Genomic DNA, 18,878 nt, shown 5'->3' on the forward strand with positions numbered 1-18,878 from the left:
GTTCCACTTGGCCCATGCATCCACAGCAGTGGCTGGTCACGCGCTCCCACATCGACTTCGGTCGAGTGTGGTCCTCTTCCTGTTGAGCTGACCCCCTGCGCGCCACCGCCCCCCGATCCGGGCGGTGCGCCTTTCGCGTTCCACCCCTTTCGCCTTCACACGCGCACCCCTCCCCTCGCGCACCCCCCTCGCGCTCCGCATGCCCTTCTGCTCCCAGGAGACCGCACACGATGCGTACGTCCACGCGTACCCGTAAACGCCTTTTTGCACCTTTTGCCCTGATTACTTCGGCGACGCTGCTCCTCACGGCATGCGGCTCCGGTTCGGACGACTCCACCGACGCCGTGGGCGCCGCGGCCAAGGCCGACAAGGTCCCCGCCACGGACGTCGTCTCCGGCATCCGGAAGGACGCGTCGGCCGCCCGGCTGCTACCCCCGGGCACCGGTGGCCTCACCGTCGCCGTCAGCGTCGGCGGCACCCCGCCCGGCACCACCTACCTGGACGACGGCAAGACCCTGACCGGCCAGGACGTCGACTTCACCAAGGCCGTCGCGAAGGTGCTGGGCATCAAGCTCAAGGTGGAACAGGCGAGTTTCGAGGCGATCCTGCCCGCCCTGGACAGCGGCAAGTACGACTTCGGTGCCAGCAACTTCGGCGTCACCGACGAACGCCGCAAGACGATCGACTTCGTCACCTACATCAACGACGGCCAGGGCTTCGCCACCCGCAAGGACAGCAAGCTGTCGACGATCACCGACCTCGGGCAGCTGTGCGGCCTGAACGTCGCGACCGGCGCCGGCACGACCTTCGAGGCGACGCTCGAGGAGAACAAGCACGTCTGCACCGACGCGGGCAAGAAGGCCTACTCCGTGCAGACTTACTCCGAGTCCAGCGCCATCTGGTCCTCCGTCCAGCAGGGCCGCAGCGACGTGGTGATGTCCACCATCAACGGCCTGCGCTACGCCGTGGCCCACCAGCCGGGGCTGAAGTTCCTCAACGAGTACCACCGCCTCGACGTCGGCTTCGCCTTCAAGAAGGGCACCAAGCTGGCGCCCGCGTTCCAGGCGGCGGTGAACAAGCTCCTCGCGGACGGCACGTACGAGAAGATCCTGAAGAAGTGGGGTACGACGGGCTCGGCGATCGGCAAGTCGCGGATCTCCCCGCCGGAACTGAAGAACTGAGGAAATCAGGAACTCAGGAACCGAAAGGCCCTCACACCCCGCAGTCGCAGCACGAGCAGCACTCACAGCACTCGCAGCACTGGCAGGCCTCGCAGCACGAGCAGTCGCAGTTGCTGCAGCAACCCTCCCGCTTCTTCCGCGACCAGGGACCCTCGTACTCGTCGGCGCAGCACACCTTGCAGGTGCAGCACAGCCCGATGGCGACCGCGCACCCGGCCCAGAAGCCCCGCTTGTCCGGGCGCGGCGGTTCACCGCCGAAGGGGTTGCCGTACGGGTTGTGCGGCGCCCGGGGCGCATGGGGTCCCGGGGGCGGCCCGAAGGAGGCCTCGGGCGCGTGCCCGCAGGACCCCGTGCCGAACGCCCGGTCGACCGAGCGCCGCAGCTCGTGCGCGAGCAGCAGGTGTACGAGCTTCCCGTCGTCGAACTCGGCCTCGCGCAGGGCGAGCCGGATGCCGTGCAGCGCGTCGTCGGCGAGCCGCCGGGCCTCGGTGAGGGAGGTGCCGGTCGCGGTGAGCGGGTTCCAGGCGCCGGACGCGTCGTCTGCCGCCCGGTCCTCCACGGCGTCCAGGAGGTGCGCCAGCCGTCCGAAGAGCCGCCCGGCCTCGGCCAGGGGCTCGGCGTTGTCCGGCCGCCCGGCCAGCACGGCGGTGTGCGCGAAGGCGGCGGCGGTCGCCGTCTCGGTCGGCTCGGTGACCGTCAGGATCGGTGTGCCCGGACCCGCGAGGGCCTCGATGCCGAGCTGCCGGTCGACGGCGTCGACGAGCACGGCGGTGTCGAACCCGACGTCCGCCCCGGTACGGGCACCCGCGCGTCCCCAGTTGACGGCGACCCGGCGCGCGGCAAGCGCGACCGGCCGCCGGGCCAGCAGTCCGTCGCCGTCGGCGACATGGTCGCGCACCTTGGCCGACGCGAGCACCAGTGAGACGGCCGCCGCGAGCCGCGCGCCCTCACCCTGTGCGACGGAGGCGGTGCGCATCCCGCGCAACGGGCACGGCCCGGCCGTACGCCGCAGTCCGCCGTCCCTTCCGGCCTGAGCCTCCGTCAAAACAGATATAAGAAGTCCGTCATAATTCGTCACTATGCGCGCGAATTGTCCGTGATCTCCGCGCAGTGCCAGGCACAGCCCGCACAAATGGGCCATCCACTGGGCCTTGAGGCTCTCGCCGAGCCGGTGACTACAGGGCCTGACGATTCCGAACACGACGATCCCCCGTGATGTGATGCGACGTTGAGCTGCGGCATCGTATCGGCAGATGGTCGGTTCATAGGAGTGGGCGCGCTCACCCGTACGCACCACTCTTCACCCGTACGCCGCCGACGATCATATTTCACTCTCAGTCAGCAGCCGTGTAGAGCAGGACCCTTGGGGCACACGGGCTCTCGACGGATTCGCTGTGCACCAGTACCGTCACAAACCCCCCGCGCGGCGTCTATCCACTTGGCGCACCGTCCGCATCATGGATGACCATAGGGATGCGGAAAGCAATAAAGACCGCTGTGAGAGGAGGCGTCCATGGGATCGGTACGCAAGGCGAGTGCGTGGCTCGGCCTCGTTGACGACAACGATGACGAGCGCTACTACGACGACGACTACTCGGAGGGGACCGAGCCCGGGGATGCCTGGGTCACCGACCCCCGGGTGAAGGTGGCGACGGACGTCGCCGAGGAGAAGGGCAGAAGGATCGGCACGGTGACCCCGGACAGCTTCCGGGACGCGCGCGCCATCGGCGAGCTGTTCCGGGAGGGGGTCCCGGTCATCGTGAACCTCACGGCCATGGAGCCCGGCGACGCCAAGCGCGTGGTCGACTTCGCGGCCGGGCTCATCTTCGGGCTGCGCGGCTCGATCGACCGCGTCTCCAACCGGGTGTTCCTGCTGACCCCCGCCGACACCGAGATCGTCAGCGGCGAGGCGAGGTCCCACCGCTCGGACGGCTTCTTCAACCAGAGCTGAGGCAGGGCCGCTCACCGGCCCTGCCCCCCGCGGGGTCCTACCGGAAGGCGTCAAGCCCGGTGAGTGCCTTGCCCAGCACGAGCTGGTGCATCTCGACGGTGCCCTCGTAGGTGAGCACCGACTCCAGATTGGTCGCGTGCCGCATCACGGGGTATTCGAGTGAGATCCCGTTGGCACCGAGGATGGTCCGCGCCGTACGGCAGATGTCGATGGCCTCGCGGACGTTGTTGAGCTTGCCGAAGCTGACCTGCTCGGGACGCAGGCGGCCGGCGTCCATGCGCCGCCCCAGATGGTGGGCGAGCAGAATCCCCTTGTGCAGTTCCACCGCCATGTCGGCGAGTTTGGCCTGGGTGAGCTGGAAGCCCCCGATGGGCCGCCCGAACTGCTCCCGGCTCTTCGCGTAGTCGACCGCGGTCTCGAAACAGGACCGCGCCGCCCCCATCGCACCCCAGACGATGCCGTAGCGGGCGTGCGAGAGACAGCTGAGCGGCCCCTTGAGCCCGACGACCTCCGGCAGCACGGCATCGGCGGGCAGGCGTACGTCGTCGAGGACCAGCTCGCTGGTGACGGAGGCGCGCAGGGACCACTTGTGCCTGATCTCGGGCGCCGAGAAACCGGGGGCGTCGGTGGGGACGACGAACCCGCGGATCCCGTCGTCGGTCCGCGCCCATACGACGGCGACGCCGGCCACGGAGCCGTTGGTGATCCACATCTTGCGGCCGTTGAGCACCCAGTCGCCGCCGTCCCGCTTGGCGTGGGTGCGCATGGCCGCGGGGTCGGAGCCGTGGTCGGGCTCGGTGAGCCCGAAGCAGCCGATCACCTCGCCGGCGGCCATGCGCGGCAGCCACCGCTGCTTCTGCTCCTCGCTGCCGAACCGGTGGATCGCGTACATGGCGAGCGACCCCTGCACGGAGACGAGGGACCGGATCCCCGAGTCGGCGGCCTCCAGCTCCAGACACGCCAGTCCGTACTGCACGGCGCTCGCCCCGGCGCACCCGTAGCCGGTGAGCGACATCCCGAGCGCCCCGATACCGCCGAGTTCCCTCGCCAGCTCCCTGATCCCGGGGAGCTCCCCCTTCTCGTACCACTCGGCCACGTACGGCAGTACCTTGTCCGCCGCCCACCCGCGCACCGTCTCCCGGACCGCCAGGTCCTCCGGGGTCAGCAGGTCATCGATGCCGAGGGGATCGGCGGGGTCGAACGGGGGCGACTTCGGGGACGCGGACATGGACCCTCCGGTAAAACTAGCACCGCTAACCACTGTTGCCCCGACGTTACGACGCCACGGCACGGCAGGTCCACCCCCGACTCTCCTGCGTGAGAGACACAGCGGTCAGGCCGAGACGCGGGACCTCTCCGGCTCACGGGGCGCGGGCACCTCCACCTCGCCGCCCTCGCACTGCATCACCCGCGGCAACCGCACCGCCATCACCGCCCCGAGCAGCAAGAGCCCCGCGCTCACCAGCAGCGTCACATGCAGCCCGTGCACGAAGGACTCCCGGGCCGCCCTGCGCAGGGCACCCCCGACCCCTCCGCCCAGCTGGGCGGCAACCTCGTACGCCTCCCCCAGCGAATGCCCCGCCGAGGCCGCCGCGGGCGCAGGCACTCCGGGGACGGACGCCAGCCCGGGCGCGTACGCCGCGTTCATCACACTGCCGAGCAGCGCGATCCCGATCCCGGCGCCGAGCTGGTACGAGGTCTCCCCGATCGCCGCGGCCCCGCCCGCCTGCTCGGCCGGCGCCTCGCTCAGCATCGACTCGTACGCCCCGAACAGCGTCGTCTCCAGACCGAAGCCCAGCAGCACGAACCCGAACAGCAGCAGCGCGGGGTTGTCCCGCCCGCCCATTCCGGTCAGCGTCAGCACGGCGACCGCCGTCAGGCAGAACCCGAAGCACACCATCCGCCGCGGCCCGAACCGCCGCAGCATCCGCGCCCCCGCCAGCCCGGCCGCCATCGCCGCGATGGTCAGCGGCAGCAGCCTGAGGCCGGTCGCGAGTGGCGACAACCCCAGCACCAGCTGCAGGTACTGCGCCGCGATCAGCTCCAGCCCGACCAGCGCGAGCATCGCCAGCACGATGCACCCGACAGCCGTGCTGAACGCCGGCCGCGCGAACATCCGCAGGTCCACCAGCGGATACGGCCGCCGCCGCTGACGCCGTACGAAGAAGAAGAGCAGCGTCGCACCCACCACCAGCGGCGCCACCGTGAACACCCCGGACACCGGCTCGCCGCCCCCGAGTCGCTTCACACCCAGCACGACCCCGAACAGCCCGGCCGCCGCCATCAGGGCGCCGACCACGTCCCAGGGACCGTCCCGCTCCCCCGTCGACTCGGGCAGCAGCATCCGCCCGATCGGCAGGCTGACCAGCATCAGGGGGATGTTCACCAGGAACACCGAGCCCCACCAGAAGTGCTCCAGGAGGAAACCGCCGAGCAGCGGCCCCACCGCCGCGCCCACCGCGGCCACCGCACTCCAGATGCCGATCGCCAGCGCCCGCTCCCGCCGGTCGGGGAAGACCTGGCGGAGGAGGGACAGCGTGGCCGGCATGATCATCGCGCCGCCGACGCCGAGCAGCGCCCGGGCGAGGATCAGTACCTCGGCGCTCGGCGCGAAGGCCGCGAGGGCGGAGGCGACGCCGAACAGCGCGTACCCGAGGAGCAGGATCCGCCGACGGCCCACCCGGTCGCCGAGGCTGCCGAAGAGAATCAGCAGCGAGGCGCAGACGAGCGGGTAGACGTCGACGATCCAGAGCAGTTCGATGGCGCCGGGCCGGAGGTCCTCGGTGACGGCGGGCACAGCCACGTGCAGTACGGTCGCGTCGAGGGCGACGAGGAGCAGGCTGACACAGAGGACGACGAGGACGACCCAGCGGTTGGCACCGGCCCCGGCCGCCCGACGGCGCAGCGCGGCGGCAGCCGTGGTCGTCCCGGACATGTACGTACCTCCCAGATGTTCCCTCGGGTTCGGCGGGCTCACGGGGGTGGGGGTTCCCCGCGACTTCGGCCGGAGGAGCGGTGGTGGTCTCCGGCCCGCGCATACGAACGCGAGTGACTCGCCAGCGTACGCGAGTTCGTTCCGTATACGCGTGGCGGACCTCTCACACTCCCCGCGGAAACATGTGGCGTACGCCACTTCCGCTGTCCTTGACCACGCCCCGGTGAACCGTCCGGTTCCACGGCCGGTCGATAATCGACCCCGTGACCGATCTTGCGACGCGCGTGGCACCTCCCCGCGTCACACCTCTGCGCCGGGCGGCCCCGGCCCTCCTCGGGTATGCCGCCGTGCGCGCCCTGGGCCTGCTCGTGCTGGCGGGGTGGAGCGCGGCGCGCGGCAAGAGCGCGTACACGCTGCTCACCGCCCGCTGGGACGCGCTGTGGTACACGCGGGTCGCCGAGCTGGGTTACGGCTACGAGGTGCGCCTGCCCAACGGCGACGTCCACTCCAACCTGGCCTTCTTCCCGCTGCTGCCCTGGCTGGAGCGGCTGCTGCACGCCCTGACCCCGCTGTCGTACGCCGACGCCGGTTTCGTGGTCGGCCTGCTCGCCTCGCTCGCCGCGGCCTGGGGGATCTTCGCGGTGGCGGACCGGGTGTACGGACGCCGGACCGGGGTCTGCGCGGTACTGCTGTGGGCGCTGCTGCCGGTCGGGATCGTGCAGTCGATGGCGTACAGCGAGTCACTGTTCACGGCCCTCGCCGCCTGGTCGCTGTACGCCGTGCTGACCGGGCGGTGGGTGACCGCGGGCACCCTGGCCGCGCTGGCCGGGCTGACCCGGCCGGTGGGGCTCGCGGTGGTCGCGGCGGTGTGGACGGCCGGCGTGGTCTCGTTCGTGCGGGATCGCAGCGCGGTCACGACGCACGGCGCGCGGGACGACGAACGCGCCCCCGACTCGACGGGTGACCACCGCTCCCCGCGCGTGCCGCACATCACCCGCGCACGGAAGACCTCGCACGCCCCCTCCGTCGACGAGGGGCGGTCCGCGGCTCCGGACGGCGCACCACTCTGGCGTCGCGCCCTCGGTATGCTCCTCGCTCCCCTCGGCGCCGCCGCCTACGTCCTCTGGGTCGGCCACCGCACCGGCAAGGGCCCGCTCGGTTATCTGGACGTCCAAGCCGGGTGGCGCAACGGCTTCGACGGCGGATACGCCTTCGCCCGCTTCGTCGCCGACAAGTTCACGTCAATTCCGTCGGCCCTGGCCGGGGTTGCGCTGATCATCGGGGTCGGCCTGGTGATCTGGCTGTACGTCATCGGCGTACGGCAGCGCCAGCCGCTCCCGCTGCTGGTGTACACGGGTGTGGTCACCGCCCTCGCCCTGTGCGCGTCGAGCTACTTCGGCTCCAAGCCGCGCCTGCTGCTGCCCGCCTTCCCCCTGCTGCTGCCCCTCGCCCTGGCCCTCGCCCGCGCCCGCACGTCCCGATTCACGCTGGTCACCGGCGTGTTGGCGGTGGCCTCGGCGGCCTACGGGGCGTTCTGGCTGAACGGCTCCGGCCCCCCGTGAATTCCACCCCATGATTCGGTGAACGAATTCATAAGCCCCATAAAACCACCGCCCAGCATGATCAAAGGAATTACGGGAGACGGTCGGCGGGGATTGCCGAACTCACTGAATTGCAGGCACTCCTGAGAGGTTTCCCACATCACATCGTCATCACAAAGCCGCTGTTTCGCCCGGGCGGAGAGCTCACTCGCTGTAACGTCGATTGGGTGCGTACCGAACGAAACCTAACCCGTCGTCTGGACCGGGTGTTCGCCAGACTGGACCGTGAGCCGGAACGACCGGCCCACATCGATGTGCCGAGGATGAGCCGGCACCGGGTCGTGCTGTTCTCGGCGACCCTGGCTTTCTACCTGGCGATCGTGTGGGCCGTGGTGACGACCTCCTGGCTGGTCCGGCTCGACTGGCAGGTCATGTTCTTCCGGCCGTACCAACAGTGGTCGGGCATCCACTGGTTCGTCGACTACTACGTGGTGCTCGGCCAGCGCGGCCCCACCGCCGTGATGGTCGCGGCCTGGCTGGGCTGGCGCTCCTGGCGGCAGCACACGCTCCGCCCGCTGCTGACCCTCGGCGCCTCACTGCTGCTGCTGAACATCACGGTCGGCGCCGCCAAGATCGGCATGGGCCGCCTCGGCCCGCACTACGCCACCGTGATCGGCTCCAACGAGATGGGTCTGGGCGGCGATATATTCCCCAGCGGCCACACCGCCAACGCGGTGGTGACCTGGGGAATCCTGGCGTATCTGGCCTCCACCCCGAGAGCGCGCCGCTGGCTGTCCGCGGTGTCGGCCGTGACCTCGCTCGGCGTCGGGATGGCCACCGTCTACCTCGGTACGCACTGGCTGAGCGACGTGCTCCTGGGCTGGGCCGCGGGGCTGCTGATCCTGCTGGCGCTGCCGTGGTGCGAACCGCTGATCGCCCGGGCCGAGGCCGCCCTGTTCGACCTGCGCGACCGCCTGCGCGACCGTCGCGGCCGCACCGTGCCCGCACCGGCCGTCCCGGTCCCGGTCGTCCTCAAGCCGCGCACCGCGCCGGCCGAGGAGACGGCCCCGGCCCGCGAGCCGGTCTCCTCCGCCCATTCGCCCCGGGCGTCGGTCCACCGGACGCCGGGCCCGCACGCGGTCCGCTCGGAGCGCACCCCGGTCACCCCGGCGGGCAGCCGCCGCCCGCCCCACCCGGAGCGCGTCCCGCGCGGCGCGACCCCGGCGGCCCGCCCCCTCACGGGCGGCTGACCGCCACCGAGGCAGCGGGGCCGGTACGCACACACCACCCCCGCACCGCGAAGGCCCCGGTCCCGCACGCAGGACCGGGGCCTTCCGTATGGCGCTCGCCGGGCTCAGCCCTTCCAGGCGCGCGCCACCCTGCCGTCCCGCACCTCGAAGTTCAGCCGTCCCGCCCGGTACTCCATGGTGATGATCGCGCCGGGCGGCAGCGACCGCACCGTCGACCACCCCCGTTCCCGTGCGAGCCGCTCGGCGCGGGACGCGTCGAGGCCGACGTACCCTTCCGGACTGTCCTGGGGCTCCGCTGACGGAGTGGGAATCGGTGCCATACGCTCACGCTAGCCCGGGCGTCCCTCCCCGGTCACACTTCTGTCACAGGATCACGACACGCGTTTTCATCGAACTCCGTCACACGAACGAGGGTTTCTCCACGACTCATCGGGGTATTCGAACGTGATTTCCGCACCTGCGTGCGGCGGGTCGAATAGCCCGGCGGAAAGCGCCATTCCATTCCCGGTCGGGGCGCTGCCGGGCAAGCTGACACCGCATAAGCAATTCACTGCCCCGGCACAGAACGGCCGGGCGCAGGAGCTTCTCCGAGAGCGCGTGAGAGCCGGTCGCGGGCCCTCCTGACCGCCTCGGTGAGCTCGGCCGGCTCCAGCACCTCGAACTCGAGGCCGAGCATCGTCACGTGCACCACCATCACGTCCAGGCTCGCGGCACCGGCGCGCAGGAGGCAGGCGTCCGGCCCGTCAGGCTCCAGCGTCCCGGCAGACGGCGAGACCCGCTCGGCCGCCTCCGCCAGCGGCACGAGGAGCCGGACGACGGCATGCGTGGCGTACGCGTGCGTGGAGACCCCGCGCGAGACATAGGCGGCGAGGTCCTCGGCGGGTGGCTCCCGCGGGGTGAAGCGGGGGCCGTGCGGCGGCCTGGGCGTGATGCGGTCGACGCGGAAGGTCCGCCAGTCGGCGCGGTCGACGTCCCAGGCGACCAGGTACCACAGGCGCTCGGTGCACACCAGGCGGTGCGGTTCGACGGTACGGCGGCTCATGCCGCCGTCGTGTGCGCGGTACTCGAAGCGCAGCCGCTCGGCATCCCGGCACAGGTGGGCCAGTTCGGTCAGGACGGCCGGGTCGACGGCGGAGGGCTGCGGTCCGCGCAGCATCGGCACGGTGAACGCGTTGAGGGCGCCCACCCGGCGGCGCAGCCGGCTCGGCAGCACCTGTTCCAGCTTGGCGAGGGCCCGTACGGAGGTCTCGCCGATGCCCTCGATGCCCTGCCCGGCGGCCGTGCGCAGCCCGACGGCGACGGCGACCGCCTCGTCGTCGTCCAGCAGCAGCGGCGGCAGTTCGGCCCCCGCCCCGAGCTGGTAGCCGCCGCCGGTGCCGGGGCTGGCGTTGACGGGGTAGCCCAGCTCGCGCAGCCGGTCCACGTCCCGGCGGACCGTGCGCGGCGTGACGCCGAGCCGTTCGGCCAGTTCGGGGCCGGACCAGTCGCGGTGGGCCTGGAGCAGTGAGAGCAGGCGCAGCAGTCGTGCCGAGGTCTCCAGCATGGGAGCGAGTCTGTCAGGGGATGCGGACAGCCGCTGTCCTCATGAGGAGTCCATGAGGACAGCGGCTCGGCTCAGACCGCGAGGCGCTGTCCGGGCACGATCAGATCGGGGTCAGCGCCGATGACGGCCTTGTTGGCGGCGTAGATCCGCTGCCAGGTGGTCCCGTGCCGGGCGGCGATCTTGCTCAGCGTGTCGCCCTCGCGGACGGTGTAGTTCCCGTGGGACGAGCCGCTGGAGGTGCCCCGGGAGGTGCTGCGGTTCGTGTGGCCCGTCGAACGCTGCGGCGCCTTGGACGGCTTCGACGGAGCCGACTTCGTGGTGGCGGTACCGGAGGAGGCCGCCGCCGGTGCGGCTCCGGAGGCTCCGGCCCGGGCCGAACAGACCGGCCAGGCGCCCCAGCCCTGGGCGCGCTGGACCTTGGCGGCGACGGCGATCTGCTGTTCCCTGGTGGCCTGGTCGGCGGTCGGCGCGTAGGCCGTGCCGCCGTACGCGCGCCAGGTGGAGGCGGAGAACTGGAGCCCGCCGTAGTAGCCGTTGCCGGTGTTGATGTGCCAGTTGCCGCCGCTCTCGCACTGGGCGATGCGGTCCCACACTCCGTTGTCCGCCGCGTCGGCGTTGCCGGTCGCCGCCAGCAGTCCGAGCGGGGCGAGCAGTGCCGCCCCGGCGAGGACCGCCGTCGTACGTCCCTTGCGGGCGCTGTCCTTACGAGCGGTGCTGCGGGTGGTATCGGCACATTCGGACATGTAATTCCCTCTCCACGGACCCGGGGTCCCCCAGGCGGGGCGCGGCCCCGCGTATGGACGCGGTTCGCGCGCTCCGCCCCGTCCGCCTCAGCCGGTGCTGCGGTGGTGCCTGCCTGGTGCGGCCGGCGGACGTACCCGAGCGGTGCTCGTTGCACACGGCCGGGAATGTAAAGAGCCGGGCGGCCCGGCATCAACCAACTCCCCGTCCTGCCAGGCCAGTTCGCCGTTACCACGAGTATCAGCGATTTTCGGCCACCCACTTCATCCGCCGATTTCCCGATTTGTCGACCAGCCGCTCAGGCGATCTGTGACTCACTTCACCGGATCAAGTTCCTTTGATATGCGAAGAGTTGACGAGGAGTACACGATTCCGCACCAAGGGTGACCCTGTGCGGTGGATGGTTCGATTCCGTTCCCCTCGGGGCGTGACTCCCGCCACAGATCGTCCGTTGTCTTCTTCATGAGCCCGGAACCCCGGGGCTCATCGGCCGGGAGCCACCCGGCCGACCCAGCACCGCATCCGAGGGAGCCACCCGTGCCGCGCATGCTCGACGTCAGTGACGCCGTACGCGCCGAGATCGGCGACGAAGAAGCCGACCGGCTGCTCGCCGGAGAGAACGCCCCGGGCAGTTACGACTGCACGTCCTGCCGCACCCCGGGCGACTCCGAGCAGGAGCGCACCAGCACCGTCCTGTTCGTCGGGGACGAGACCGCCGTCCTCGCCTTCGCCCACGCCAGCTGCCTGCCCTCGCAGGTCGTCCAGGTCACCGAGGAGCAGTTGCAGGGCGCCGTCCGCTCCATCAGCGGCGATGCGCACTCCGCCGCCGGTGAGCCGCAGAGGGTCGTGCCCGAGCAGGCCGTACTCGGGGTGACCAGCGGACTCGTCCTGATCTCCGGGGAGTTGCACCCGGCGCTCGTCGTGGAGCCGACCGCGCCGATCGTGCGGCCGGGCACGACCGGGGCCGGCGACGACTTCCTGCCGCTGCTCATCGAGCAGGGCTTCATGCCGGTGACCGAGCTGGGCTCCGTACCGCCGGTGCTGCACGGGTGGTCGGTACTGCTGGCGGTCGGTCAGCTGCACGCGGTGCTCCAGCCGGGCCCGAACGGCGGACAGCCGGTCGCCTGGTGGCAGGCGCACCAGCCGCTGCAGGTGACGGACGGCTGGCGGGCCGCCGCCAACAAGCACCAGCAGGTGCTGATGTTCGCGGCGCCGGTCGGTTCCATCGGGCGGCAGCCGCGCGAGGACCTGCTGCGGGACGCGCTGGACAAGGCGGCGGCCAACGGGAAGCTGGTCGCGGCGGCGCTGCCGCTCGCCGGGACCTGAGCGCCCCCCTCGCCAATGGCATCACCCCCGGCCGCATCCCCAGAGGCCCGGGGTCGTTTGGACATACGTGCACACATACGACGTTCCTCCCCGCCGCCCGTCCTTCGTCCCCATTCCGTCCGCCCGGTCGGGGCAGGAGGCGCCGGGCGGGCCATCGGCCACGCCGATCTACGACTCGCTCTACGCGGAGTGGGTCAAGACCCTCCGGACACTGCCCGGCGACCGCAGCGGTGAGGAGGACCTCGGGTTCGTCGCCTTCGGGATCGCCCCGCACAGCACCGGCGCGGGGTCGTACGGCTCGAACGCGTACAGCGCGTACAGCGCGGGTGCGTACAGCGCCCGCCACGCCGGGCAGCAGCAGCCGCCCTCGTGGCAGCGGGTCGGGACGGTCGGCCGGCAGCACGACACCGGGATGCACCATGTCCCGGCGGCGCTGCCGCCCGCCCGGCGCCGGGGAGTCTGACGTACCGACGGCGAAAGGGCGGCCCCTGACCGAGTCAGGGGCCGCCCTTTCGCCGCGTGGGTCACTTCTTCTTCGCGCCGCGCTTCTCGCGCACCCGCACCGAGATATGGATCGGGGTGCCCTCGAAGCCGAACTCCTCGCGCAGCCGGCGCTCGATGAAGCGCCGGTAGCCCGCCTCGATGAAGCCGGAGGCGAACAGGACGAACCGCGGCGGCTTGGTGCCGGCCTGGGTGCCGAAGAGGATGCGCGGCTGCTTGCCGCCCCGGACCGGGTGCGGGTGGGCCGAGACCAGCTCGCCGAGGAACGCGTTGAGGCGTCCGGTCGGCACCCGGGTCTCCCAGCCCGCCAGGGCCGTCTCGATCGCCGGGACCAGCTTCTCCATGTGACGGCCGGTGCGCGCCGAGACGTTGACGCGGGGCGCCCAGGCCACCTGGCCGAGCTCGGTCTCGATCTCCCGCTCCAGGTAGTAGCGGCGCTCCTCGTCGAGGGTGTCCCACTTGTTGAAGGCGAGGACCACGGCACGGCCCGCCTCGACGGCCATGGTGACGATGCGCTGGTCCTGCACCGAGATGTTCTCGGAGGCGTCGAGCAGGATGACGGCCAGCTCGGCCTTCTCCACGGCGGCGGCCGTGCGCAGGGAGGCGTAGTAGTCGGCGCCCTGCTGGAGGTGGACCCGCTTGCGGATGCCGGCCGTGTCGACGAACTTCCAGGTCACGCCGCCCAGTTCGATCAGTTCGTCGACCGGGTCGCGGGTGGTGCCGGCCAGTTCGTTGACGACGACCCGCTCCTCGCCTGCCACCTTGTTCAGCAGCGAGGACTTGCCGACGTTCGGGCGGCCGATCAGCGCGATGCGGCGCGGGCCGCCGACGGCGGTGCCGAAGGTCTGCTCGGGCGCCTCCGGCAGTGCCTCCAGGACGGCGTCCAGCATGTCGCCGGTGCCGCGGCCGTGCAGGGCGGAGACGGGGTGCGGCTCGCCGAGGCCCAGCGACCACAGATAGGCCGCGTCGGCCTCGCCGCTGGGGCCGTCGACCTTGTTGGCGCACAGCACCACGGGCTTGCCGGCCTTGCGCAGCAGCCGTACGACGGCCTCGTCGGTGTCGGTGGCGCCGACCTTGGCGTCGACCACGAAGACCACCGCGTCGGCGGCCTCGATCGCGTACTCGGCCTGCGCGGCCACGGAGGCGTCGATGCCGAGGACGTCCTGCTCCCAGCCGCCGGTGTCGACCACCTTGAAGCGGCGGCCCGCCCACTCGGCCTCGTAGGTGACCCGGTCGCGGGTGACGCCCGGCTTGTCCTCGACGACCGCCTCACGGCGGCCGATGATCCGGTTCACCAGAGTCGACTTGCCGACATTGGGGCGGCCGACGACCGCGAGCACGGGCAGCGGACCGTGGCCCGCCGCCTCGATGGCGCCCTCGACGTCCTCCAGGTCGAAGCCCTCTTCCGCGGCGAGCTCCATGAACTCCGCGTACTCGGCGTCGCCGAGCGCCCCGTGCTCGTACTCGTGCGCGGCCGAGCCGTCGGGCTGGATCTGGTCGTTCATGAAGTCCGTACCTCGTTCATCGTGGTGATCGGTGGATCGCCCGCTTTCTCCCGGCTGATCCACTACTCAAGTGTCGCCTAACGCCCGGTGAGGCGCCTGGCGTTTTCCAGGTGAGCGGTGAGCTGCTTCTGGATGCGTTCGGTGGCCTCGTCCAAGGCCTTGCGCGTACGCCGCCCGCTGCCGTCGCCCGCCTCGAACGGGTCGCCGAAGACGACGTCGACGCGGGAGCGCAGCGGAGGCAGCCCCTTCAGCAACCGCCCCGGCCGGTCAGAACTTCCCAGGACGGCCACCGGCACGATCGGCGCCGCGCTGCGCACCGCGAAGTACGCCAGCCCGGCGCGCAGCGAGGCGAAGTCGCCCTCGCCCCGGGTGCCCTCGGGGAAGATGCCCAGCACTCCCCCGTTCTCCAGCACGCCGAGCGCCCGTGTGATCGCCGTGCGGTCGGTGGTGTCGCGGTCCACCTTCAGCTGGCCGATGCCCCGCAGGAACGGGTCGAGCGGGCCGACGAACGCCTCCTTCTTGATCAGGAAGTGCGTCGGCCGGGGTGCCACGCCCATGACCATCGGGCCGTCGATGTTGTGGGAGTGGTTGACGGCGAAGATCACCGGACCGCTCGCGGGCACCTTCCAGGCGCCGAGCACGCGCGGCTTCCACAGCCCGTACATCAGGCCGACGCCGATGCGCCGCCCGACCTCGGCGCCCTTCTCCGAAGGAACGGACGGCTGGGTCACTTCCCTGCCCGCTTCTCCTCGACGAGTGTGACGACGCACTCGATGACCTGTCCGAGCGTGAGCTCGGTGGTGTCCACCTCGACCGCGTCGCCCGCCTTGGCCAGCGGCGAGGTCTTGCGGCTGGAGTCGGCCGCGTCCCGCTTGATCAGCGCCTCGCGGGTGGCGTGCACGTCCGCGCCCTTCAGCTCGCCGCTGCGGCGGGCGGCACGCGCCTCCGGGGAGGCGGTGAGGAAGATCTTCAGGTCGGCGTCCGGCAGCACGGTCGTACCGATGTCACGGCCCTCGACGACGATGCCCGTCTCGGCGGAGGCGGCCAGCGAGCGCTGCAGCTCGGTGATCCGGGAGCGCACCTCGGGCACCGCGCTGACCGCGCTGACCTTGGAGGTGACCTCCTGGGTGCGGATCGGAGCGGCCACGTCCACGCCGTCGACCGTGATCGTCGGGTTGGCCGGGTCGGTGCCCGAGATTATCTCCGGCTTGCCGGCCACCGCGGCGATGGCGGTCGGGTCGTCGAGGTCGATGCCGTTGGCCACCATCCACCAGGTGATCGCCCGGTACTGGGCCCCGGTGTCCAGGTAGCTGAGGCCGAGCTGCGCGGCCACGGCCTTCGACGTGCTCGACTTGCCCGTGCCCGAGGGGCCGTCGATCGCGACAATCACGGGCTGGGCGGCGCCGTTTTCCACGGGTGGACACCTTCCTGGTGCGGTGTGGGTGGGGTGCGGGGAGCGAGAGCGCCCCGCACAAGGTTACTGGGTTCGGGTGACCCCGACGGACGGGCGCCTCTCGGCACCGGTCCGCACCGCCCGGTCTACTGCCGCAGTGCCCAGCCCCGCTCCCGCAGCGCGGCGACGAGCGTCGACGTCGCCTTCGGCTCCACCATCAGCTGCACCAGACCGGCCTGCTGACCGGTCGCGTGTTCGATGCGTACGTCCTCGATGTTGACCCCGGCGCGGCCCGCGTCCGCGAAGATGCGGGCCAGTTGCCCGGGCTGGTCGTCGATGAGCACCGCCACGGTCTCGTAGACCCGCGGCGCGGACCCGTGCTTGCCGGGCACCCGGACCTGCCCCGCGTTCCCGCGCCGCAGCACGTCCTCGATGCCGGCGGTGCCCTCGCGGCGCTTGGCCTCGTCGGAGGACTGCAGGGCGCGCAGGGCGCGGACGGTCTCGTCGAGGTCGGCGGAGACGTCGGTGAGCAGGTCGGCGACCGGGCCGGGGTTGGCGGACAGGATGTCGATCCACATCCGGGGGTCGGAGGCGGCGATCCGGGTCACGTCCCGGACGCCCTGCCCGCACAGTCGTACGGCCGCCTCCTCGGCGTGCTCCAGGCGGGCGGCGACCATGCTGGAGACCAGGTGGGGCATGTGGGAGACCAGCGCGACGGCGCGGTCGTGGGCGTCGGCGTCCATCACCACCGGCACCGCCCGGCAGTGCGAGACCAGTTCCAGGGCGAGGTTGAGCACCTCGGTGTCCGTGTCCCGGGTGGGCGTCAGCACCCAGGGGCGGCCCTCGAACAGATCGGCGGTGGCGGCCAGCGGCCCGGACTTCTCGCGGCCCGACATGGGGTGCGTGCCGATGTACGACGAGAGGTCGAGGCCGAGCGCCTCCAGCTCGCGGCGCGGGCCGCCCTTGACGCTGGCCACGTCGACGTAGCCGCGGGCCACGCCCCGGCGCATCGCGTCGGCGAGGACGGCCGCGACATGCGCGGGCGGCGCGGCGACGAGCGCCAGGTCCACGGGGCCGGAGGGGGCCTCGTCGGTGCCGGCGCCCAGCGCGGCGGCCGTCCGGGCCTGCTCGGGGTCGTGGTCGGCGAGGTGGACGACGACGCCCCGCTGGGACAGGGCGAGCGCGGCGGAGGTACCGATGAGACCGGTGCCGATGACGAGTGCGGTCCTCACTGGGCGATGTCCTTGCGCAGGGCGGCCGCGGCGCCGAGGTAGACGTGGGCGATGTCGGCGCGGGGCCGGTCGGACTCGATGTGCGCGAGGACGCGGACCACGCGGGGCATGGCGCCCGCGATGTCCAGCTCCTGGGCGCAGATCAGCGGCACGTCGACGATGCCGAGCTTGCGGGCGGCGGCCGCCGGGAAGTCGCTGTGCAGGTCCGGCGTGGCGGTGAACCAGATACTGATCAGGTCGTCCGCGGTCAGCCCGTTCCGCTCCAGGATGGCGGTGAGCAGGGCTCCGACCTGCTCGTCCATGTGCCCGGCCTCGTCCCGTTCCAGCTGGACGGCCCCCCGGACCGCTCGTACCGCCACGGTGCTGCTCCTTGCTGACGTGCGTTTTCGGCTCTTGGTCCGTCCAGCCTAGTCAGACCGCGCCGAGCGGGCGCGCGGCGCCCGTCCTCTGAGACATACGAAACGCACGTTTTCCTGCGTTACGCCCCGGGTTGCTTCGCCTTAGGCGCTTTCGGTGCGAAGATGCCGCTGACACCCGCTCTCTGCTTCTTCCGTACGTTCGGAGTGACGACATGACCCAGCCCTCGACGCGGCGCACGGTTCTCGCGACGGGCGCGGCGGCGCTCGCCGCGGGGTGCGTGGGATGCGGCAGCAACGAGAAGAGCTCTCCGTCGTCCGCGTCGGCGAACGCCTCCGGCGACCAGGGGCTGGCGACGACCGGTGACATCCCGGTCGGCGGCGGCAAGGTGTTCAAGGACCAGAAGGTCGTGGTCACCCAGCCGAAGAAGGACGACTTCAAGGCCTTCTCGGCGATCTGCACCCACCAGGGCTGCACGGTGAACAAGGTCGCGGACGGCACCATCGACTGCCCCTGCCACGGCAGCAAGTTCCGTATCGCCGACGGCTCGGTGGCCCACGGCCCGGCGACCAGGCCGCTGCCCGCCAAGGACATCACGGTGGACGGAGACTCCATCCGGCTGGCGTGAGCCTCCGCGTCCGCCGCGGCTCAGCCCGCGAGCCGGACCCGGACCACGAAGCCGTGCAGGGCCTCGTACGCGGTGGGGGCGTCCGGCAGGTCGGAGGCGGCCTGGGCCTCGTCGAGCACCGCGTGCAGCCTCTCGATGTCGGCGGCCACGCGCGCGTGGTCCACCTCGGCGCTCCCGTGCTCCCGTTCCGCCTTCGCCGCGATCAGCTCGGGCAGGTAGGCGGGCGCGGGCGAGCCGGTGCCGAGCAGGGTCGGCAGATGGGCCTGGACCTCGCCGCTGCGCATCAGGTGGATGCCGGTGAGCAGGACCCGGAAGGTGTACAGCAGCGGCTTGAGCTCACCGGTCTTCTGGAACAGCCGCCACTGGGTCACCGCGAAACCCCGGTAGTGGTGGGCGTGGTGGCTGGTCAGGACGCCGGGCGCGAGCGCGGCCAGCTCGCGGTGCGCCTCGGTGGTGTGCGCGACCAGGGGTGAGAGGAGCTGCTCCAGCACATAGCCGTTGCGGCGCAGCATCAGCCGTACGAACTTGCGCAGGTCGTGCGTGACGAGGTCCATCTCGACGCCGTAGCGCACCCAGATCCGCGACCGGGTCTCCTCCGGCTCGCGCAGTCCGACCAGGTCCGCGGCGGGCAGCAGGTGGACGCCACGCAGGTCCAGGTCGGAGTCCTGGGAGGGGAAGCCGTACAGGTGCGCGCCGGAGACCGTGGCGAACAGCAGCGGGTCGGGCTGCTCGGCTATGACGGGCGTCAGGTCCATGTCGAGGTCGTCGATCATGGACCAAGCGTCCCAGAGGGC

19 protein-coding genes are annotated in these 18,878 nt (G+C 71.5%); 7 read left to right on the top strand and 12 right to left on the bottom strand.

From position 1 onward, the window contains the following. Positions 1 to 230 precede the first annotated feature (230 nt). Entirely contained in the window at positions 231 to 1,181 is a 951-nt protein-coding gene (locus ACZ7L0_RS33020) for an ABC transporter substrate-binding protein (RefSeq protein ID WP_471246204.1), read from the top strand. A gap of 31 nt (positions 1,182 to 1,212) precedes the next feature. Here ACZ7L0_RS33020 and ACZ7L0_RS33025 read toward each other — a convergent pair whose 3' ends face one another. Beyond that, a complete protein-coding gene (locus ACZ7L0_RS33025) occupies positions 1,213 to 2,382 on the bottom strand; it encodes a DUF5685 family protein (protein WP_471246205.1) in 1,170 nt (389 codons plus the stop codon). 312 nt (positions 2,383 to 2,694) lie between these two features. On the opposite strand from ACZ7L0_RS33025, the gene ACZ7L0_RS33030 reads away from it, so the two are divergent. Beyond that, entirely contained in the window at positions 2,695 to 3,132 is a 438-nt protein-coding gene (locus ACZ7L0_RS33030; protein ID WP_471246206.1) for a cell division protein SepF, read from the top strand. 37 nt (positions 3,133 to 3,169) lie between these two features. On the opposite strand, the gene ACZ7L0_RS33035 is transcribed toward ACZ7L0_RS33030, so the two are convergent. After that, positions 3,170 to 4,360 carry an acyl-CoA dehydrogenase family protein gene (locus ACZ7L0_RS33035; RefSeq protein WP_471246207.1) on the bottom strand — a complete coding sequence of 397 codons (1,191 nt, stop codon included), beginning with the start codon at positions 4,358 to 4,360 and terminating at the stop codon, positions 3,170 to 3,172. Positions 4,361 to 4,465: 105 nt separating this feature from the next. Next, complete coding sequence (locus tag ACZ7L0_RS33040; RefSeq protein ID WP_471246208.1) at positions 4,466 to 6,067, bottom strand: MFS transporter; 1,602 nt, start codon at positions 6,065 to 6,067, stop codon at positions 4,466 to 4,468. A gap of 263 nt (positions 6,068 to 6,330) precedes the next feature. Here ACZ7L0_RS33040 and ACZ7L0_RS33045 point away from each other — a divergent pair, with 263 nt between their 5' ends. Both ACZ7L0_RS33045 and ACZ7L0_RS33050 read left to right on the top strand, forming a co-directional pair. Beyond that, positions 6,331 to 7,629, top strand: coding sequence for a mannosyltransferase family protein (locus ACZ7L0_RS33045; RefSeq protein ID WP_471246209.1), 1,299 nt, complete (start codon positions 6,331 to 6,333; stop codon positions 7,627 to 7,629). 206 nt (positions 7,630 to 7,835) lie between these two features. Continuing rightward, the gene (locus ACZ7L0_RS33050; protein ID WP_471246210.1) at positions 7,836 to 8,858 is read left to right on the top strand and encodes a phosphatase PAP2 family protein; all 1,023 of its coding nucleotides are present in this window, start codon (positions 7,836 to 7,838) and stop codon (positions 8,856 to 8,858) included. A gap of 104 nt (positions 8,859 to 8,962) precedes the next feature. Here the strand turns inward: ACZ7L0_RS33050 and ACZ7L0_RS33055 are convergent, their stop codons facing one another. The 3 genes from ACZ7L0_RS33055 to ACZ7L0_RS33065 form a co-directional block, all read right to left on the bottom strand. Continuing rightward, complete coding sequence (locus ACZ7L0_RS33055; protein WP_471246211.1) at positions 8,963 to 9,178, bottom strand: I78 family peptidase inhibitor; 216 nt, start codon at positions 9,176 to 9,178, stop codon at positions 8,963 to 8,965. A gap of 227 nt (positions 9,179 to 9,405) precedes the next feature. Continuing rightward, entirely contained in the window at positions 9,406 to 10,401 is a 996-nt protein-coding gene (locus ACZ7L0_RS33060) for a helix-turn-helix transcriptional regulator (protein WP_471246212.1), read from the bottom strand. 71 nt (positions 10,402 to 10,472) lie between these two features. Further along, positions 10,473 to 11,144 carry a LysM peptidoglycan-binding domain-containing protein gene (locus tag ACZ7L0_RS33065; RefSeq protein ID WP_471246213.1) on the bottom strand — a complete coding sequence of 224 codons (672 nt, stop codon included), beginning with the start codon at positions 11,142 to 11,144 and terminating at the stop codon, positions 10,473 to 10,475. 535 nt (positions 11,145 to 11,679) lie between these two features. Here ACZ7L0_RS33065 and ACZ7L0_RS33070 point away from each other — a divergent pair. Then, complete coding sequence (locus tag ACZ7L0_RS33070) at positions 11,680 to 12,468, top strand: hypothetical protein (RefSeq protein WP_471246214.1); 789 nt, start codon at positions 11,680 to 11,682, stop codon at positions 12,466 to 12,468. Positions 12,469 to 12,535: 67 nt separating this feature from the next. Further along, a complete protein-coding gene (locus ACZ7L0_RS33075) occupies positions 12,536 to 12,931 on the top strand; it encodes a hypothetical protein (protein WP_471246215.1) in 396 nt (131 codons plus the stop codon). 61 nt (positions 12,932 to 12,992) lie between these two features. Here the strand turns inward: ACZ7L0_RS33075 and der are convergent, their stop codons facing one another. The 5 genes from der to aroH form a co-directional block, all read right to left on the bottom strand. Beyond that, positions 12,993 to 14,474, bottom strand: coding sequence for a ribosome biogenesis GTPase Der (gene der / locus ACZ7L0_RS33080; RefSeq protein WP_471246216.1), 1,482 nt, complete (start codon positions 14,472 to 14,474; stop codon positions 12,993 to 12,995). Between the two features lie 77 nt (positions 14,475 to 14,551). After that, positions 14,552 to 15,139, bottom strand: a complete 588-nt coding sequence (locus tag ACZ7L0_RS33085; RefSeq protein ID WP_471246247.1) for a lysophospholipid acyltransferase family protein — start codon at positions 15,137 to 15,139, stop codon at positions 14,552 to 14,554. 62 nt (positions 15,140 to 15,201) lie between these two features. Then, positions 15,202 to 15,888 carry a (d)CMP kinase gene (gene cmk / locus ACZ7L0_RS33090; protein ID WP_471246217.1) on the bottom strand — a complete coding sequence of 229 codons (687 nt, stop codon included), beginning with the start codon at positions 15,886 to 15,888 and terminating at the stop codon, positions 15,202 to 15,204. Between the two features lie 125 nt (positions 15,889 to 16,013). Further along, a complete protein-coding gene (locus ACZ7L0_RS33095) occupies positions 16,014 to 17,099 on the bottom strand; it encodes a prephenate dehydrogenase (RefSeq protein ID WP_471246218.1) in 1,086 nt (361 codons plus the stop codon). Beyond that, positions 17,096 to 17,458 carry a chorismate mutase gene (aroH, locus tag ACZ7L0_RS33100; RefSeq protein ID WP_471246219.1) on the bottom strand — a complete coding sequence of 121 codons (363 nt, stop codon included), beginning with the start codon at positions 17,456 to 17,458 and terminating at the stop codon, positions 17,096 to 17,098. The genes ACZ7L0_RS33095 and aroH overlap by 4 nt, the downstream gene beginning before the upstream one ends. A gap of 212 nt (positions 17,459 to 17,670) precedes the next feature. Between aroH and ACZ7L0_RS33105 the strand changes: the two genes are divergently transcribed. Continuing rightward, entirely contained in the window at positions 17,671 to 18,084 is a 414-nt protein-coding gene (locus tag ACZ7L0_RS33105; protein WP_471246220.1) for a Rieske (2Fe-2S) protein, read from the top strand. A 20-nt stretch (positions 18,085 to 18,104) separates the two neighbouring features. On the opposite strand, the gene ACZ7L0_RS33110 is transcribed toward ACZ7L0_RS33105, so the two are convergent. Then, the gene (locus ACZ7L0_RS33110; protein ID WP_471246221.1) at positions 18,105 to 18,857 is read right to left on the bottom strand and encodes a nucleotidyltransferase domain-containing protein; all 753 of its coding nucleotides are present in this window, start codon (positions 18,855 to 18,857) and stop codon (positions 18,105 to 18,107) included. Positions 18,858 to 18,878: the final 21 nt, after the last annotated feature.

Source organism: Streptomyces sp. NPDC039424, assembly GCF_055639495.1.

Bases quoted from the DNA above. Each gene is read 5' to 3' on its own strand.
- ACZ7L0_RS33020 (WP_471246204.1), top strand. From the start codon at position 231: ATGCGTACGTCCACGCGTACCCGTAAACGCCTTTTTGCACCTTTTGCC.
- ACZ7L0_RS33030 (WP_471246206.1), top strand. From the start codon at position 2,695: ATGGGATCGGTACGCAAGGCGAGTGCGTGGCTCGGCCTCGTTGACGAC.
- ACZ7L0_RS33035 (WP_471246207.1), bottom strand. From the start codon at position 4,360: ATGTCCGCGTCCCCGAAGTCGCCCCCGTTCGACCCCGCCGATCCCCTC.
- ACZ7L0_RS33040 (WP_471246208.1), bottom strand. From the start codon at position 6,067: ATGTCCGGGACGACCACGGCTGCCGCCGCGCTGCGCCGTCGGGCGGCC.
- ACZ7L0_RS33055 (WP_471246211.1), bottom strand. From the start codon at position 9,178: ATGGCACCGATTCCCACTCCGTCAGCGGAGCCCCAGGACAGTCCGGAA.
- ACZ7L0_RS33060 (WP_471246212.1), bottom strand. From the start codon at position 10,401: ATGCTGGAGACCTCGGCACGACTGCTGCGCCTGCTCTCACTGCTCCAG.
- ACZ7L0_RS33065 (WP_471246213.1), bottom strand. From the start codon at position 11,144: ATGTCCGAATGTGCCGATACCACCCGCAGCACCGCTCGTAAGGACAGC.
- der (WP_471246216.1), bottom strand. From the start codon at position 14,474: ATGAACGACCAGATCCAGCCCGACGGCTCGGCCGCGCACGAGTACGAG.
- ACZ7L0_RS33085 (WP_471246247.1), bottom strand. From the start codon at position 15,139: ATGTACGGGCTGTGGAAGCCGCGCGTGCTCGGCGCCTGGAAGGTGCCC.
- ACZ7L0_RS33105 (WP_471246220.1), top strand. From the start codon at position 17,671: ATGACCCAGCCCTCGACGCGGCGCACGGTTCTCGCGACGGGCGCGGCG.
- ACZ7L0_RS33110 (WP_471246221.1), bottom strand. From the start codon at position 18,857: ATGATCGACGACCTCGACATGGACCTGACGCCCGTCATAGCCGAGCAG.